At 69.2% G+C, this 572-nt stretch carries 1 protein-coding gene; it reads left to right on the top strand.

What is annotated here, in order from left to right:
- Positions 1-273: 273 nt before the first annotated feature.
- Positions 274-572, top strand: a 299-nt coding sequence (locus C1631_RS25330; RefSeq protein WP_228441494.1) for a hypothetical protein, incomplete at its 3' end; no start/stop codon positions are given.

Genomic DNA, 572 nt, shown 5'->3' with positions numbered 1-572 from the left:
ATTTCTGCTCGAACGGCTGCCGCACCAAGTTCGAGGCCGACCCGTCCCGCTACCTCGACCCGGCCAGTGCGGCGGCGAAGCCCAAGCCCGTGCCGGAGGGCACGATCTACACCTGTCCGATGCACCCCGAGGTGCGCCAGGTCGGCCCGGGCGCCTGCCCAATCTGCGGCATGGCGCTAGAGCCGGCGATAATCGGCGCCGACACCGGCCCCAGTGACGAGTTGGTCGACATGACCCGCCGGTTCTGGGTCGGGCTCGTCCTGAACCCTGCCCGTGTTCGTGCTGGAGATGGGCGGCCACCTGTTCGGTCTGACGGAGCGCCTCGGCCAGCAGACCTCCAACTGGATACAGTTCGCGCTGGCGACCCCAGTCGTGCTCCGCTACGGCCGGCTCGCGACGAGGGATGCGCACCGCCACGCCAAGGAGCGAGGCGAGAAGCCGCCGAACATGACCGGTACACCGTTCCCCGTGATGGTGGGCAAGGGCGTGCTTCACTGCGGCAGCGGCTGCATGCTCGGCAACGTCGCCGCCGAGTGGCTCGCCTTCCTGGTGCCGGCTGTGGCGGTCTGGTT

The organism is Chryseobacterium phosphatilyticum, from assembly GCF_002899825.2.
GTDB classification, from domain to species: domain Bacteria; phylum Bacteroidota; class Bacteroidia; order Flavobacteriales; family Weeksellaceae; genus Chryseobacterium; species Chryseobacterium phosphatilyticum.
The sequence above is the reverse complement of the archived record's forward strand: the minus strand, read 5'-3'. Positions and strand labels throughout refer to the sequence as shown.